General features: G+C 66.8%; 16 protein-coding genes and 3 pseudogenes. 7 read left to right on the top strand and 12 right to left on the bottom strand.

Going from position 1 to position 14,475, the window contains the following annotated elements:
- Nucleotides 1-29 precede the first annotated feature (29 nt).
- The 6 genes from rplW to ACLLJJ_RS23805 form a co-directional block, all read right to left on the bottom strand.
- On the bottom strand, nt 30-440 hold the full coding sequence (gene rplW / locus ACLLJJ_RS23830) for a 50S ribosomal protein L23 (protein WP_434595078.1): 411 nt from the start codon (nt 438-440) through the stop codon (nt 30-32).
- Nucleotides 440-1,090 (bottom strand): 50S ribosomal protein L4, encoded by a 651-nt coding sequence (gene rplD, locus ACLLJJ_RS23825; RefSeq protein ID WP_283521052.1) that lies wholly within the window; start codon nt 1,088-1,090, stop codon nt 440-442. The genes rplW and rplD overlap by 1 nt, the downstream gene beginning before the upstream one ends.
- A gap of 7 nt (nt 1,091-1,097) precedes the next feature.
- Entirely contained in the window at nt 1,098-1,742 is a 645-nt protein-coding gene (gene rplC / locus ACLLJJ_RS23820) for a 50S ribosomal protein L3 (protein ID WP_283521051.1), read from the bottom strand.
- 14 nt (nt 1,743-1,756) lie between these two features.
- On the bottom strand, nt 1,757-2,065 hold the full coding sequence (gene rpsJ, locus ACLLJJ_RS23815; RefSeq protein WP_014054162.1) for a 30S ribosomal protein S10: 309 nt from the start codon (nt 2,063-2,065) through the stop codon (nt 1,757-1,759).
- A gap of 362 nt (nt 2,066-2,427) precedes the next feature.
- On the bottom strand, nt 2,428-2,712 hold the full coding sequence (locus ACLLJJ_RS23810) for a DUF397 domain-containing protein (protein WP_434595076.1): 285 nt from the start codon (nt 2,710-2,712) through the stop codon (nt 2,428-2,430).
- Nucleotides 2,713-3,008: 296 nt separating this feature from the next.
- The gene (locus tag ACLLJJ_RS23805) at nt 3,009-3,218 is read right to left on the bottom strand and encodes a hypothetical protein (protein ID WP_434595075.1); all 210 of its coding nucleotides are present in this window, start codon (nt 3,216-3,218) and stop codon (nt 3,009-3,011) included.
- Between the two features lie 410 nt (nt 3,219-3,628).
- On the opposite strand from ACLLJJ_RS23805, the pseudogene ACLLJJ_RS23800 reads away from it, so the two are divergent.
- Nucleotides 3,629-3,885: pseudogene (locus tag ACLLJJ_RS23800) on the top strand (2-oxo acid dehydrogenase subunit E2); the annotation flags it as partial.
- A 113-nt stretch (nt 3,886-3,998) separates the two neighbouring features.
- Nucleotides 3,999-4,765, top strand: a pseudogene (locus tag ACLLJJ_RS23795) (HARBI1 family protein).
- 105 nt (nt 4,766-4,870) lie between these two features.
- Here ACLLJJ_RS23795 and ACLLJJ_RS23790 read toward each other — a convergent pair.
- Genes ACLLJJ_RS23790 through ACLLJJ_RS23775 form a run of 4 tightly spaced genes read right to left on the bottom strand, consistent with a single transcriptional unit; the run spans nt 4,871 to nt 6,325 of the window.
- Nucleotides 4,871-5,056: a DUF397 domain-containing protein gene (locus tag ACLLJJ_RS23790; RefSeq protein WP_434595073.1), complete on the bottom strand. Its 186-nt coding sequence runs from the start codon at nt 5,054-5,056 to the stop codon at nt 4,871-4,873.
- Between the two features lie 2 nt (nt 5,057-5,058).
- A complete protein-coding gene (locus ACLLJJ_RS23785; RefSeq protein WP_434595072.1) occupies nt 5,059-5,244 on the bottom strand; it encodes a DUF397 domain-containing protein in 186 nt (61 codons plus the stop codon).
- A 2-nt stretch (nt 5,245-5,246) separates the two neighbouring features.
- Complete coding sequence (locus tag ACLLJJ_RS23780) at nt 5,247-5,456, bottom strand: DUF397 domain-containing protein (protein WP_434595070.1); 210 nt, start codon at nt 5,454-5,456, stop codon at nt 5,247-5,249.
- Nucleotides 5,453-6,325: a helix-turn-helix domain-containing protein gene (locus tag ACLLJJ_RS23775; protein ID WP_434595068.1), complete on the bottom strand. Its 873-nt coding sequence runs from the start codon at nt 6,323-6,325 to the stop codon at nt 5,453-5,455. Before ACLLJJ_RS23775 ends, ACLLJJ_RS23780 begins: the two co-directional genes overlap by 4 nt.
- Nucleotides 6,326-6,486: 161 nt before the next feature.
- On the opposite strand from ACLLJJ_RS23775, the gene ACLLJJ_RS23770 reads away from it, so the two are divergent.
- From ACLLJJ_RS23770 to ACLLJJ_RS23750, 5 genes and pseudogenes are all read left to right on the top strand, one after another.
- A complete protein-coding gene (locus ACLLJJ_RS23770) occupies nt 6,487-6,942 on the top strand; it encodes an ATP-binding protein (protein WP_434595066.1) in 456 nt (151 codons plus the stop codon).
- A 218-nt stretch (nt 6,943-7,160) separates the two neighbouring features.
- Nucleotides 7,161-7,991 carry a helix-turn-helix domain-containing protein gene (locus ACLLJJ_RS23765; RefSeq protein ID WP_434595064.1) on the top strand — a complete coding sequence of 277 codons (831 nt, stop codon included), beginning with the start codon at nt 7,161-7,163 and terminating at the stop codon, nt 7,989-7,991.
- A gap of 49 nt (nt 7,992-8,040) precedes the next feature.
- A complete protein-coding gene (locus ACLLJJ_RS23760) occupies nt 8,041-8,628 on the top strand; it encodes a Uma2 family endonuclease (RefSeq protein WP_434595062.1) in 588 nt (195 codons plus the stop codon).
- Between the two features lie 98 nt (nt 8,629-8,726).
- The gene (locus ACLLJJ_RS23755) at nt 8,727-9,656 is read left to right on the top strand and encodes a hypothetical protein (protein WP_434595060.1); all 930 of its coding nucleotides are present in this window, start codon (nt 8,727-8,729) and stop codon (nt 9,654-9,656) included.
- Between the two features lie 45 nt (nt 9,657-9,701).
- A pseudogene (locus ACLLJJ_RS23750) lies at nt 9,702-10,861 on the top strand (PIG-L family deacetylase); the annotation flags it as partial.
- A 106-nt stretch (nt 10,862-10,967) separates the two neighbouring features.
- Here the strand turns inward: ACLLJJ_RS23750 and tuf are convergent.
- Together tuf and fusA are read right to left on the bottom strand one after the other, a co-directional pair.
- Entirely contained in the window at nt 10,968-12,161 is a 1,194-nt protein-coding gene (gene tuf / locus ACLLJJ_RS23745) for an elongation factor Tu (RefSeq protein WP_283521041.1), read from the bottom strand.
- A 150-nt stretch (nt 12,162-12,311) separates the two neighbouring features.
- The gene (gene fusA / locus ACLLJJ_RS23740) at nt 12,312-14,441 is read right to left on the bottom strand and encodes an elongation factor G (protein WP_434595057.1); all 2,130 of its coding nucleotides are present in this window, start codon (nt 14,439-14,441) and stop codon (nt 12,312-12,314) included.
- Between the last annotated feature and the right edge of the window lie 34 nt (nt 14,442-14,475).

Genomic DNA, 14,475 nt, shown 5'->3' with positions numbered 1-14,475 from the left:
TCGTCCGATTCCGGACGACTCGACCTCCGTCAGGAGGTCGGGCCGCCGAAGATGTCGATACGGTCGCCCTCGGCGAGGGTCACGATGGCGCGCTTGGTGTCAGCGCGCTTGCCGAAACCGGTCTTGGTCCGCTTGCGCTTACCCTGCCGGTTGATCGTGTTGACCCCGGTGACCTTGACCGAGAAGACCGCCTGAACGGCTTCCTTGATCTGGGTCTTGTTGGTGCCGGGCGAGACGATGAACGTGTACTTGTTCTCGTCCAGGAGCGCGTAGCTCTTCTCGGACACAACCGGCCTGACAAGAATGTCACGCGGGTCCGTGAAGGCCTTGCTCGGCGGGACGGGCTCGGAAGCTACCGTCTCCCTGCGCGCCTTGGCGGTACGGGCGACCTTGGCAGCCTTGGCAGCCTTGGAAGCAATGCTCGGGTGTCGCGTAGCCATCAGGCTTCGCTCCCTTCGGTCTCAACGGCCTTGGGGCCAGACACGAAGGACTCGAAAGCGGCCTTGGTGAAGACCACGTCGTCCGAGACGAGCACGTCGTACGTGTTCAGCTGGCCCGGCGCCAGGAGGTGCACCTGGGGCAGGTTGCGGGCGGACTGCCACGCGGCCAGGTCGGAACGCTCGGCGATCAGGAGCACGTTCTTACGCTCGCTGATCTTGCCCAGCAGGGACCTTGCGGCCTTCGTGGAAGCAACACCCTCGACCACGTCGGTGACGACGTGGATACGAGCGTTACGGGCCCGGTCGGAGAGGGCACCGCGAAGCGCGGCGGCCTTCATCTTCTTGGGGGTCCGCTGCGAGTAGTCACGCGGCTGCGGGCCGTGTACGACGCCACCGCCAACGAACTGCGGCGCACGGGTCGAACCCTGACGGGCGCGGCCGGTGCCCTTCTGGCGGTACGGCTTGCGGCCGCCGCCTCGGACCTCGGCACGAGTCTTCGTGCTGTGCGTGCCCTGACGGGCAGCAGCCAGCTGAGCGACTACGACCTGGTGGATCAGCGGAATGCTGACCTTGGCGTCGAAAATCTCCGCGGGGAGCTCGACGGTCCCGGTCTTGTCGCCAGTCGGCGAAAGGATGTCAATGGTGCTCATCGGTTCCTCAAACCCCCTTGGCCGCGGTACGGACCAGGACGAGGCCACCGTTGGGACCAGGAACCGCTCCCTTGATCAGGAGCAGGCCCTTCTCCGCGTCAACGGCATGCACGGTCAGGTTCTGGGTGGTGACGCGCTCGTTACCCATACGGCCTGCCATGCGCATGCCCTTGAAGACGCGACCCGGGGTGGCGCAGCCACCGATCGAGCCGGGCTTGCGGTGCATACGGTGGGCACCGTGGGATGCCGGGCCGCCCTTGAAGTTGTGACGCTTCATGACACCGGCGAAGCCCTTGCCCTTGCTCTTGCCCGTGACGTCAACCTTGACGCCGGACTCGAACAGATCGGCAGTGATCTCCTGGCCGAGCGAGTACTCGCTGGCGAAGGAGGTCCGGAGCTCCACCATGTGGCGGCGCGGGGTCACATCGGCCTTGGCGAAGTGGCCCTTGAGGGGCTTGTTCACCTTGCGAGGGTCGATCTCGCCGAAGGCGATCTGGACCGACTCGTAGCCGTCGCGGTCATTCGTGCGGACCTGGGTCACGACATTGGGCCCAGCCTTGACGACGGTCACCGGAACGATCCGGTTGTTCTCGTCCCAGACCTGGGTCATGCCGAGCTTCTCGCCCAGGATTCCCTTAATCTGCTTTGCCATCGTTCCCGCGCCTCTCAGAGCTTGATCTCGATGTCAACGCCGGCCGGAAGGTCCAGGCGCATCAACGAGTCAACGGTCTTGGGCGTCGGGTCGAGGATGTCGATCAGGCGCTTGTGGGTGCGCATCTCGAAATGCTCGCGCGCGTCCTTGTACTTGTGCGGCGACTTGATGACGCAGTACACGTTCTTCTCAGTGGGAAGCGGCACCGGGCCCGCGACCGACGCACCAGTTCGCGTCACCGTCTCGACGATCTTCTTCGCCGAGGAATCGATGACCTCGTGGTCGTAGGCCTTGAGCCGGATGCGGATCTTCTGTCCCGCCATGGCTACTTCGTAGTCCTGTCTTTCGTCACGCCCTGGAACCCGGGGGTGCGGCGCTCTTCAGAGTCCGTATTCCGAAAACCGCTGTTCTGGACCGACCCACGCGGTCGGGCGTGTCGCATCCCCTCTACGAAAATCTCCCGAAGAAGATCCCAACCAAGGGGGTGCGGGGCCGAAGACCGCGCAGTGCTCAATGAAGAGCGTCGGGGGCAGAACACCCACCGGGAGCCTGGTCTGCACCCCGCTGACGCTTCCCGAAAGATTCCCGTACGTCCGCCCCAGCGCTGCCCATGGGGCAGTTGGGACGACGAGTACTGTGGGACTAGCTTTCAGTTCTCCCGACGGGAGACGCGCAGCATCGGCACTCAACCGAGCAACCTGAACAGTGTGCCATATGGGTCAGTGCGGGCGCCAATCGGGGCGAGAAAGCGTACCCCATGGTCCAGACCGGTCAGGTTTTGGCCGCGTACGGGAGGAACCGGGCCCAGGCGGTCGGGGCGACGGCCGGGCGGGGGCTTGGAGCCGCGGACGAGGATCGCGTGGGCAGTGGTGGCCACCTCCACGCAGGAGTCACTCTCGCTGCTGTTGCTGTAGCTGCTCTTGAACCACTCCAGCTCGGAGGGGCTCTCGGCTGCGGTTTCGCGGATCACGTCTCTCCCACCACTCACTCGGTGAAGGTCGCCGTGGTCACCTGTCGGCCGCGCCGCCAGCCCCCGTCCCGTAGTCGCCGGCTTGCGGGCGCAGCCCGCGAGACGCGCCCGCACCCGGCGGGTCCGGCAGGGAAGGCCCCACCCGCCGGACCCGCCCGGGGACGGCCTGTCGCCGGTCCCGGATCACGCCGCCGCCGACCGCCGCGGACGGGGGCCTGGCGACCCTACTGGCATTCAGATATGCCGGTGGGTTGAGTGACGCTCCCGGCAATGACGCCTGGTACCAAACGTCTCCGTCAGATGCCGGCGGTCGTCACTGTGGCGAGGCCGGTCAGCCGCGAAGCGGGCACGATGGATTCGGCAGTCCCAACGACGTCGCCGACGCCGACAGAGGCGCCGAAGCCGAGGGCCGAGGCACTGGCACCGGCGAATCCGCCGGACACGTTGTCCAGGTCGGTGTCGGCGATCTCGCGGGTCTCGACCTGGGCGGTGAAGTCGTTACGCATGAGGGTGTATCCCTTGTTCGTTATGGGTGTCGTGAATAACTGCCGACCGCCTTGACTGATCCGAGATTAATCCCGGATCAGTCCGATCTGGCCAGCTCAGCGGTAGCCCGGCGCCCGAGAGCCGAGAACCGGAATGTGCAACTCCCGCATAGCGCCAGATGAAATCACGCCAACAGCCTCCCCGGCCACCCGAGTTCCCTGATATTCGACTGCCACAATGTGCTGACGTGCAGCTTCGCCCACTGGATGGCGACGACTCCTTCACATGATCCATTGGATCCGGTTCTTATGGCAGTTGCTGTCGTCAATTCAGATCGGACATACCTGCGCTTAAGGTTTGACGCTCCCGGGAGAATTGAGATCCCGTTAGGTGCTGTGTCTCTCACGCGCATGCGATGTGCAGGTTTGCTGAGATCGTGCACAAGCGGTACGTCAACCTGGGCATGGCGGCGGCGACACCGCGCGGCCCGATGTCCCGAACATCAAGGACGCCCACACCATGGCGCTGCCGGAACTCTCGGCCGCGCTGGGCAACTTGATCACCACAGCCCGGGACGGCAAGACCTCGCCCGCCGCCATGTCGGGCGGCACGGTCACCAACGTCGGCGTCTTCGGCGCCGACAACCGGCACGCCGAGCCAGAGGACGCGCACTCCGCCATTCTTGCCCCATGACTGACACCACACGCATCACGGTCATGCCGCCCACTGAGCAGGCGGCCGACCCCGGGAAACCGACCGACGACGTCTCCGGCCATGGCACGGAGGAGACAGCCGAGACCTTGACCCGGCTCCCGCACGGGTATCGCGATCGGCTCGGAACCCGCAAGGGCACTCGCTCCCTGGGCGTCTTCAAGCAGGCCGTGCTCGTGCCGCGGTGGTTCATCGACGGCGCGCGACTGTCCCAACTCGCCCGGGACGACGGGATATCGATCCCGACTGCCTACCGCTACCTCCACGAGGGGCTGACCGTGCTGGCCGATCACGCCCCGGACCTGTCCACCGCCCTGGAGCGGGCAGCGGCCGCCGGATACACCCACCTCAACCTGGGCGGCACCGTCATCCGCACCGACCGCGTCGCTGCCCCCGGCCCCCATAAGGCCGACCTCTGGTGGTCGGGAAAACACCAACACCACGGCGGCAACGTCCAGGTCATCTCTGCTCCTGCTGGCTGGCCGATCTGGGTCTCGCCGGTACGTCCCGGCCGCGAGCACGACACCACCTGCGCCCGCCACCACGGCCTGATCGACGGCCTCGACCGACTCGCGACCACCCTGGGCATCCCCACCCTGACCGACTTGGGCTACGAGAACACAGGCCCCGGATCCCGGCACCCGGCCAAGAAGCCCCAGGGGCGCGAACTCACCACCAAGCAGCAGACGTTCACAAGGTCATCCGTGGCATCCACGGCGCCGCCGAACGGGCCGACTCCCTGCGCAAGGTCACCTTCAAGGCCCTGCACAGGGTCAGCCTCGACCCAAGCAGCATCACCAGAATCGCCCGCGCAGCCCTCGTCCTGCTCCAGCTGGAAACCGGACGCATCACCTGAACGAAGATCACAAACCGTCACGAGCCGTTACCGAGAAGGGCTCATTACTGTTGCTGCTGTCGCTGTAGCTGCTCTTGAACCACTTCGGTGACGTCGTCGTCATGGTCACTCGCTTGAGGCGTACGAGATGAATCCTGCCCAGGCTGCGGGAGCGAAGGCCAGGCGCGGACCAAGCAGGTTCTTGGAGTCGCGGACGTGGATCGTGCTGGGAGCAGCCGCGATCTCGACGCAGGAGTCACCCTCGCTGCTGTTGCTGTAGCTGCTCTTGAACCACTCCAGCGGCGTCGCCATGGTCACTCCCCGGACGCGTACGAGACGAAGCCGGCCCACGCTCCCGGAGCGAAGGCCAGGCCAGGCCGCTGTAGGTCCTTGGAGTCGCGGACGTAGACAGCATCGGAGGCGGCGGCGACCTCGACGCACTCATTCCCGTTGCTGCTGTCGCTGTGGCTGCTCTTGAACCACTCCAGCGGCGTCATCATGGTCACTCCTCAGAGGCGTACGAGACGAAGCCGGCCCATGCTGCGGGAGCGAAGGCGAGGCGGGGGCCGAGCAGGTTCTTGGAGTCGCGGACGTGGATCCCGTCGGGGGCCGCTGCAACCTCGACGCACTCACTGCTGTTACTGCTGTCGCTATAGCTGCTCTTGAACCACTCCAGCGCGGGAGCGTCCCCAGCAGAGACCTTGCGGATCATGTTTCTCCCAGCACTTGCTCGACGAAGGCCAGCGACTCCCCTGGCGTAAGAGCCTGGGCCCGGATCATGCCATACCGCAACTCAAGGATTCGGAGCTGTTTTGGATCAGAGGTGGCGCGTCCCGCGAATGCTCCTTCGGAGCGCCCCACAGCCGTCCCGTCCCCGAACTTCAGAACCTGCGTCTCCCCTTGCATCAAGGCGTGCTCTTCGCGTGCGGTCGGCATGACCTGGATCGCAACGTTCCGCAACTGCCCCACCTCCAGGAGACGTTCGAGCTGTCGACGTAGAACCATTCTGCCTCCGAGTGGGCGGCGCAGCGTCACCTCTTCCTGCACAAAGCTGAACGCAGGAGCGGGCGATCGCTCGAAGACGGACCGCCTCGCCGCACGAGCAGCTACACCCCGCTCGATCTCATCCTGCTCGTAGGCTGGCTGCCGCATCCCGAAAAGCGCCCGCGCGTACTCATCCGTCTGCAACAGCCCATGCAGATTGTGGTCGCCGTACGCCAGCAATTCGACTGCCCGCGCCTCCAGCTTCGCCAAGTCCCGCACCTTCTTGGGATACCGGACCTCCGCCACATCCCGTTTCATCGCGGCCAGCTTCCCGCCCGCGCTCAGGACCTCGTCCGCCCTGTCCAGGAACTCCGGCCGGGGGATCCTCTTCCCGCCCTCCACCTTGTAGACCTGGTCCTCGCCGTACCCGATCGCCGTGCCGAAGTCCCCCGCGCGCAGCCCCGCCGCCTCGCGCCAGACCTTGATCTGGCGGCCCACCGCCGCGACGACCGCCGCTCCCGACTCGTCGTCCGGGTCCACGTCCCAGCCGGGCTCGTCCGCCCCGCCGTCCCCGCGCTCCGTACCGTCCATGCTCATCCCGCGCCCACCTCCGACGTGCCAACCCATCCTCAACGCCTGGGCGTACCCAACAGGTCACTCCGGACAGCCCGGACAACGCCGGACAAGCACTGGACAGTCACCGTACGCAAACGCTTCATCACTGTTCACGGTACGCACGGATGGCCACGCTGAGTGACATGAACCGAGAACTCACTCAACCGGGCAGCTGCACGCGGCAGTTCGCCATCCAGCTCTCCGCCACCCGCCGGGGCGCCAGGCTCGCGCGGCTCCTGGCCGTCGAGGAGCTGCGCACCTGGGGGCTCCCCCTGGAGACGGCGGCGCACGTCATCGCCGAGCTGGCGGCGAACGCCGCGCTGCACGGGCACCTGCCGGGGCGGGACTTCCGGCTCACGCTGACCGTCCTGGGCGACGTACTCCGTATCGAGGTGATCGACCCGCGCGGCGACCGTCTCCCCGAGCCGGTTCACGCGTCGGAGGACACCGAGTCGGGGCGGGGACTGCTGCTCGTCGAGACGCTCGCAAGCCGCTGGGGAGTGATCGAAGGGCCCGCGCCCTGCAAGACCGTATGGGCGGAGATCGACCTGGCCCACCGGGTCGCGGCTGCCGCGACCCGGTGGGCCACGACCTGGTGACCCACGACATGTAGTTCTTTAAATCCCGGAGGGGAAAAAATCCTTACCAACCCCTCCAGCCTCCCGTCACTCACACGGGTGATCTGTGGCAACTGGGCTGGATTTCCGGCCGGTTGGCGGGCATATGCTCGGCTCGACAACCACAGACATGCGACGGCCCCCGGCCGGGACTGGCATCCCGATCGAGGGCCTGACCAACGAGGAAGCAGACCTTCCCGATGGCTTCGAAGCACCTTAACGCGCCCTCGCGCGCGTCGTCCGCCGTTCCCGGCGGCGCCCCCCGATCCGGTGTTGTTCACGTCAATGTGCGGCACAGCAGCCGCTACACCGTCGTAGGCAACCACCTGGCCCAGCACCGCGACCTGTCGCTCCTCGCGATCGGGCTCGCCGTGCACATCCAGTCGCTGCCGGTCGGCGCGCAGGTCGGCATCAAGTCCCTGACCGCCCGCTTCCCGGAGGGCGAGCACCGCATCGCGGCGGCGCTGCGGGAGCTGGAGGCGTACGGCTACCTGGAGCGCACCCGCGAGCGGCTGCCCAGCGGCAAGGTCGTCACCCGCACGGTGTCGTACAACCAGCCGGGCGTGGAGCCCGCCGAACGGGCAGCGCCCGAGCCCCCGGCACCCCGGCCGCCCGCCGCCCCCCGAGAAACCGCAGCGCGCCCGCTCCCCCAGCCACGCTCGTCCGACCCGGCGCGACACCGCACGGCGACCGCCCTGCTCGCGGACCTGCACCGTCACCACCCCAGCCTGCTGCTGGCCGAGCGGGACGTACGGCGCCTCGCTCCGGGCGTCGAGGCCTGGCTGGAGGGCGGAGCCGGACCCGGCGCCGTGCGGCGGACCCTGGCCGCGACCGTCCCGGAGGACCTGCAACACCCGGCCGGCCTGCTCGCGTACCGCCTCACGGAGCTGATCCCACCGTTCCTGCCGACGGCCCCGCCCCCGGCACGCCCGGACCCACTCCAGAACTGCGACAACTGCGACCGAGCGTTCCGCGCCCCCGCACCGGGCCACTGCCGCGACTGCCGACCCGACCTCAAGGAGGCCGCCTAGCATGAACGTGACGACTCTTGCCCCTGGGCACGGACGAGGAGCGCACGCCATGACCATCACCCCGGACAACGCACAAAAGGGCAGCCCCCAGTACCGGGCGATGCGCGACAGCGTCGATCAGATGCGGGACTCCCTTCCCGGCAAATTCGAGATCACCAAAGAAGGGATCGTCCACGACAGGATGGCTCCGGGGCGTCCTCATGAGTTCACCGCCGGGCTGGTCAGCCGCCGCCTGGAGAAGACCATGCCGGACGGGATCTGGGCGTTCACGGGAACACCCGATGTGGAAAACGAGCCGGAGGGCATCAAACGCCACCCTGACGTCATGGTGCTCGCCCTGGAGGACATGGAAGGCGAGGGCTCCTTCGACCCCCGTACGCTCATCGCCGCCATCGAAATCGTGTCTCGTTCCAACCCGGACAACGACTGGGTGAGCAAGATGCGGGACTACCCCCTCCTCGGCATCCCCATCTACGCGATCTTCGACCCTCGCACGGGCACAGGCGCCGTCCTCTCCGAGATCCACCCGACGGCGCAAGGGCCGCGCTACGCCACCCGCAAGGACTTCGTCTACGGCGAGGACGTCACCATCGTCGACTGGACGATCTCGACCGAGGGCCTGCCGCGCTACGCGTAGCGCCGTCGAAGGTCCCCCTGACCATCGGGGTCACCCACACGAGTGGTCATATGCCAAAGGTCAATGCCCGAGGCATTTCTGAGCCTAGGTTCTCGTACATGGTCAGTTCATCGCATGAGGCCTCGCACCGGATTTTCCAGGACCGCCCCGAGCTCCTCGCGCCGGTCTTCCGGATCCTGGGCGTACCCCTGTCCGACGAGCCATCCGTCGAGGTGCTCACCCCGGACGCCACCGAGATCAGACCCCTGGAACGGCGCGTGGACAGCGTGCTGCGCGTTCAACCGCCCGGGGAGGAAGGGTTCCTGCTCGCAATTGAAGCGCAGGGCCGCCGTGACGTGGACAAAGGGTCCAGCTGGACGTACTACCTCGCCTTTCTCCAGGCGAAGTACGACATGCCGGCTCTCCTCCTGGTCGTCTGCCAGGACGAGTTCACTGCCGAATGGGCGGCGGGACCTTTCAGGGTCGGAGTGAAGGGCTGGACAGCCCTGAGCACCCACCCTCTCGTCCTCGGGCCCAACAACGTCCCGATGATCACCGATCCGGCCGAGGCGGCCCGCGATCTCACACTGGCCACGTTCTCGGCCATGACACATGGAAAAGGCCGCAACACCACGGCCATACTGAAGGCGCTGGTGACCGCTTTGGGGCGCTCGGACGCGCACTCCATCACGTACTACGCGGAAATGCTGGAAATCGGCCTGGGGACGACCCCGGCACGGGACATCTGGAGGAACCTGATGAATAGAGCCAGCTACTTCCCTGGTCGCGGCACCCTCGTCGAGGAGACCTACCTCAAGGGCGAAGCCGATGGCGAAGTCAGGGGAGAGGCCAAGGGAGAGGCCAAGTCGATCATGCGCCTGCTGACCGCCCGTGGCATCCCTGTCCCCGAGGCCCTCGCACAGCGGATCACCGAGTGCACCGACCTCGACACCCTGGACCGCTGGCTCGACCGCGTCATCACTGTCACCACCGCCCAGGAATTGTTCGTCGAGGCGGAGGCGACGGTCGCGCCCGACGCCGCCCAGTAGCCCCGCACTCCAGGCCGCCCGTCGGGTCGCCACTACCGCGACCCCGGCTACTACAACCACCACTGGCCGAAGAACCTGCTCGCCGCCGTACGGCACGAGAAGGCCACGCATCTCGTGCCGTACGGCGGCGAGCCAGACTGGGAGTGCGGGAACGCGGCCGGCTGCGGCGACTACAACGTCGGCGGCGACCGCCCGCTCACCAACCGCAAGGGCTGGGTCCGCTCCACCCACTACCGCCACCCCGGCGCCCGCCCCGTCGTCTCCACCGGCCCGGACGGGAGACTGACCGCCTACAGCGCGCTGGGCCTGCGCGTCGCGCGCCACCGGGAGACCGCGCCGGGCAGCGGTGTGTGGGGCCCGCCGGACGACCTGGGCGGCGGGCCGCTGGCCCCCGCCATCGGCGCGACCACGCTCAAGGACGGCAGACAGCTGCTCTTCGGGCTGCGCTTCGCCGCACTGGCCGGGCACGGCGCGGCCAACCGGCGAGAGATCGTACTGCTCGAACAGCGGTCCCCCCATGGGGAGTTCAGCGCCTGGACGGGCCTGGGCAACCCGGAGAGCCGGCCGGACCGCGGCCGGCGCATCGGCTCCCCCGTCGCCGTGACGGCCCGTGACGGGCGGGTGCATCTGTTCGTACGCAACGCGGACAAGAGCATCAGCACGCGCGTCCGGGACACCGCCGGGCGCTGGGACGCCTGGCGCGACCTCGGCGGGGGCGAGGTCCAGGACGGGCTGGCGGCGGTGGCCGACGGCGCAGGCCGCGTCCATGTGTTCGCGGCCGGACGCGACGCCGTGCACCACTGGACGCAGGACGCGCCGGGGTGGCCGGTGACGGCCCGCCCGGCGCCGGGGCTGCCCGTACCGGGCGACTCCCCCGCCGCCATGGCCGCACCGGACGGCGGCATCGACCTGGTCTACCGGCGGCTCGCGACGGCCCGGCTGACGAAGGTGCGGGTGGGCGGCAGCAGCCGGGGGCGCCTGCGCTTCGACGGGTACGGGGCGGTGGGCGCCGTATCGGCACCCACCGGCCCGGTCCTGCTGGGCCGGGACGGCAAGGGACGGGTGCAGCTGCTCGCGGGCGGGCGCCTGGTACGACGTAAAGGCGGCCCTGTCGCCCTGGAGGGAGCCGCACTGCACCTCGGGCCGCGGAGGCCGGGCGTGGGGGCCTCGGGGCGGACGCGGTCCCCTGGCTCTGGCGGCCGTAGGGACACATAGACGGGACAGACAGAAGGGCCCCTGTACCGCCGCGGACGGCAGTACAGGGGCCCTTCTTGGTGCTCAGATCTCGAGCAACCAGGTCAGAACACCAAATTACTTGGTGATCTTGGTGACCTGGCCGGCGCCGACGGTCCGGCCACCCTCACGGATGGCGAACTTCAGGCCCTCTTCCATCGCGACGGACTGGATGAGGTCGACGGTCATGACGGTGTTGTCGCCAGGCATGACCATCTCGGTGCCCTCGGGAAGGGTCACAACGCCCGTTACGTCCGTGGTGCGGAAGTAGAACTGCGGGCGGTAGTTGTTGAAGAAGGGGGTGTGACGGCCACCCTCGTCCTTCGACAGGATGTAGGCCTGGGCCTCGAACTGGGTGTGCGGCGTGACCGAACCCGGCTTGATGATGACCTGGCCACGCTCGACGTCCTCGCGCTTGATGCCACGGAGGAGGAGGCCAACGTTCTCGCCGGCCTGACCCTCGTCGAGCAGCTTGCGGAACATCTCGATGCCCGTGACCGTGGTGGTGGTCTTGGTCTCCTTGATGCCCACAATGTCAACAGTCTCGTTGACCTTGAGGATGCCACGCTCGATACGACCGGTGACGACCGTGCCACGACCCGTGATCGTGAAGACGTCCTCGATCGGCATCAGGAACGGCTTGTCGACGTCGCGCTCGGGCTGCGGGATCGACTCGTCGACGGCCTTCATGAGGTCGAGAACGGTCTGGCCCCAGACCTTGTCGCCCTCAAGCGCCTTGAGCGCCGAGACCTTGACGACCGGAAGGTCGTCGCCCGGGAACTCGTACTCGGAGAGGAGCTCACGAACCTCGAGCTCGACGAGCTCCAGGATCTCCTCGTCGTCCACCATGTCGGCCTTGTTCAGCGCGACGACGATGTACGGAACGCCGACCTGGCGGGCCAGGAGCACGTGCTCCTTGGTCTGCGGCATCGGGCCGTCGGTCGCGGCGACGACGAGAATGGCGCCGTCCATCTGCGCCGCACCCGTGATCATGTTCTTGATGTAGTCAGCGTGACCGGGGCAGTCGACGTGCGCGTAGTGACGCGACTCCGTCTGGTACTCCACGTGCGCGATCGAAATCGTGATACCGCGCTGACGCTCTTCGGGTGCCTTGTCGATCTGATCGAAGGCCGAGGCCTCGTTCAGAGTCGGGAACGCGTCATGCAGCACCTTGGTAATGGCGGCCGTAAGGGTCGTCTTACCGTGGTCGATGTGACCGATGGTGCCGATGTTGACGTGCGGCTTAGTCCGCTCGAACTTTGCCTTCGCCACTGGATCCTCCTGCGGAGTGGTTCTGTACGCCTTGCTTCATCGGCGCCAGGTGATTTTGCTGGGATGCCGACCGCCGGGGGGTCTCCCACACGGCAAATGCGGGAAAATCCCGGCGGTCGGTGTCAAGCCTAAAGCGGGCACTCGGGGGAGCTACTCGCCCTTGGCCTTCGCAATAATCTCCTCGGCGACGTTCCGCGGAACCTCGGCGTAGGAGTCGAACTGCATCGAGTAGCTTGCGCGACCCGACGTCTTGCTGCGGAGGTCTCCGACGTAGCCGAACATCTCCGAGAGGGGCACAAGGCCCTTCACGACGCGAGCGCCGCTGCGCTCCTCCATGGCCTGAATCTGGCCACGGCGGGAGTTGAGGTCGCCGATCACATCGCCCATGTAGTCCTCGGGCGTAGTGACCTCGACAGCCATCATCGGCTCCAGGAGCACGGGAGAGGCCCTGCGGGCACCCTCCTTGAACGCCTGCGAACCGGCGATCTTGAAGGCCAGCTCCGAAGAGTCGACCTCGTGGTAGCCACCGTCGAGAAGGGTGATGCGAACACCGACCATCTCGTAACCGGCCAGGATGCCGAACTTCATGGCTTCCTGCGCACCGGCGTCCACCGAGGGGATGTACTCCCTGGGGATGCGGCCACCAGTGACCTTGTTGATGAACTCGTAGGACGCGTCGCCACCCTCGATGGGCTCCATCGAGATCTGCACCTTCGCGAACTGGCCTGTTCCACCAGTCTGCTTCTTGTGCACATAGTCGATGCGGTCGACGGTCTTACGAATGGTCTCGCGGTAGGCGACCTGCGGCTTGCCGACGTTCGCCTCGACGCGGAACTCGCGTCGCATGCGGTCGACGAGCACCTCAAGGTGGAGCTCGCCCATACCACCGATGATGGTCTGGCCGGTCTCCTCGTCCGAGTGGACCTGGAAGGAGGGGTCCTCCTCCGAGAGCCGCTGGATGGCTACACCCAGCTTCTCCTGGTCACCCTTGGACTTCGGCTCGATGGCGACCTGAATGACCGGGGCCGGGAAGTCCATGGACTCCAGGATGACCGGCTTCTTCTCGTCACAGAGCGTCTCGCCCGTGGTGGTCTGCTTCAGACCCATGACGGCGACGATGTCGCCGGCGCCCACCGAGGGGATCTCCTCACGCTTGTTCGCGTGCATGCGGTAGATCTTCCCGATGCGCTCCTTCTTGCCCTTCACCGAGTTCAGCACCGCAGTGCCGGCCTCGAGGCGGCCCGAGTAAACCCGGACGAAGGTGAGCTTGCCGAGGTGCGGGTCGCTCGCGATCTTGAACGCAAGACCGGAGAACGGCTCGTCGTCGGACGGCTGACGCGAAATGATCTTCTCGGGGTCCTTGACGTCGTGACCCTCAATGGCGTCGATGTCAAGGGGAGAAGGCAGGTAGCGCACGACCGCGTCGAGCAGGGGCTGAACGCCCTTGTTCTTGAACGCGGTACCGCAGAACACCGGGGAAACCGTGATGGAGTCCGCGGCGCCCTTGGAAGCCAGGGTGATACGACGGATCGCGGCGTAGAGCTGGTCCACGGTGGGCTCCTGGCCCTCCAGGTACAGCTCCATCATCTCGTCGTCGTGCTCGGAGACGGTCTCAAGGAGCTTGCCGCGCCATTCGTCAGCAGCCTCGACGTGAGTGTCGGGGATGTCGACGATGTCGTACGCCTCGCCCTTGGCGGCTTCGGCAGACCACACGAAGGCCTTCATCGTCACGAGGTCGACGACGCCCTGGAAGTCCATCTCGGCACCGATGGGCAGCTGCATCACGATCGGGACCGCGCCGAGGCGGTCGGAGATCATGTCCACACAACGGTGGAACTCGGCGCCCGTACGGTCGAGCTTGTTGATGAAGCAGATACGCGGCACGCCGTAGCGGTCCGCCTGTCGCCAGACAGTCTCGGACTGGGGCTCGACGCCCGCCACACCGTCGAACACGGTGACGGCACCGTCGAGGACGCGGAGCGAACGCTCCACCTCGACGGTGAAGTCGACGTGACCCGGGGTGTCGATGATGTTGATCGTGTGATCAACCTCATCGAGCGGCCAGTGACAGGTCGTCGCGGCAGACGTGATCGTGATGCCGCGCTCCTGCTCCTGCTCCATCCAGTCCATCGTGGCTGCGCCGTCGTGGACTTCACCGATCTTGTAGCTCACACCGGTGTAGAAGAGGATCCGCTCGGTGGTGGTCGTCTTACCCGCGTCGATGTGGGCCATGATCCCAATGTTGCGGACCTTGGCCAGGTCAAGCGAAGTGGTGGCCATAAGGCTCAATCTTCTCTCGGTCTCGATGGGGAAA

Origin of the sequence: Streptomyces sp. A5-4 (genome assembly GCF_051131715.1) — a bacterium.
In the GTDB taxonomy this organism is placed as follows: domain Bacteria; phylum Actinomycetota; class Actinomycetes; order Streptomycetales; family Streptomycetaceae; genus Streptomyces.
This window is presented reverse-complemented; position numbering and strand designations above follow the sequence as displayed.

Coding starts and splice junctions, on each gene's coding strand:
- rplW (WP_434595078.1), bottom strand. CDS start 440: ATGGCTACGCGACACCCGAGCATTGCTTCCAAGGCTGCCAAGGCTGCC.
- rplD (WP_283521052.1), bottom strand. CDS start 1,090: ATGAGCACCATTGACATCCTTTCGCCGACTGGCGACAAGACCGGGACC.
- rplC (WP_283521051.1), bottom strand. CDS start 1,742: ATGGCAAAGCAGATTAAGGGAATCCTGGGCGAGAAGCTCGGCATGACC.
- rpsJ (WP_014054162.1), bottom strand. CDS start 2,065: ATGGCGGGACAGAAGATCCGCATCCGGCTCAAGGCCTACGACCACGAG.
- ACLLJJ_RS23805 (WP_434595075.1), bottom strand. CDS start 3,218: ATGCGTAACGACTTCACCGCCCAGGTCGAGACCCGCGAGATCGCCGAC.
- ACLLJJ_RS23790 (WP_434595073.1), bottom strand. CDS start 5,056: ATGGCGACGCCGCTGGAGTGGTTCAAGAGCAGCTACAGCAACAGCAGC.
- ACLLJJ_RS23785 (WP_434595072.1), bottom strand. CDS start 5,244: ATGATGACGCCGCTGGAGTGGTTCAAGAGCAGCCACAGCGACAGCAGC.
- ACLLJJ_RS23780 (WP_434595070.1), bottom strand. CDS start 5,456: ATGATCCGCAAGGTCTCTGCTGGGGACGCTCCCGCGCTGGAGTGGTTC.
- ACLLJJ_RS23775 (WP_434595068.1), bottom strand. CDS start 6,325: ATGAGCATGGACGGTACGGAGCGCGGGGACGGCGGGGCGGACGAGCCC.
- ACLLJJ_RS23770 (WP_434595066.1), top strand. CDS start 6,487: ATGAACCGAGAACTCACTCAACCGGGCAGCTGCACGCGGCAGTTCGCC.
- ACLLJJ_RS23765 (WP_434595064.1), top strand. CDS start 7,161: ATGGCTTCGAAGCACCTTAACGCGCCCTCGCGCGCGTCGTCCGCCGTT.
- ACLLJJ_RS23760 (WP_434595062.1), top strand. CDS start 8,041: ATGACCATCACCCCGGACAACGCACAAAAGGGCAGCCCCCAGTACCGG.
- ACLLJJ_RS23755 (WP_434595060.1), top strand. CDS start 8,727: ATGGTCAGTTCATCGCATGAGGCCTCGCACCGGATTTTCCAGGACCGC.
- fusA (WP_434595057.1), bottom strand. CDS start 14,441: ATGGCCACCACTTCGCTTGACCTGGCCAAGGTCCGCAACATTGGGATC.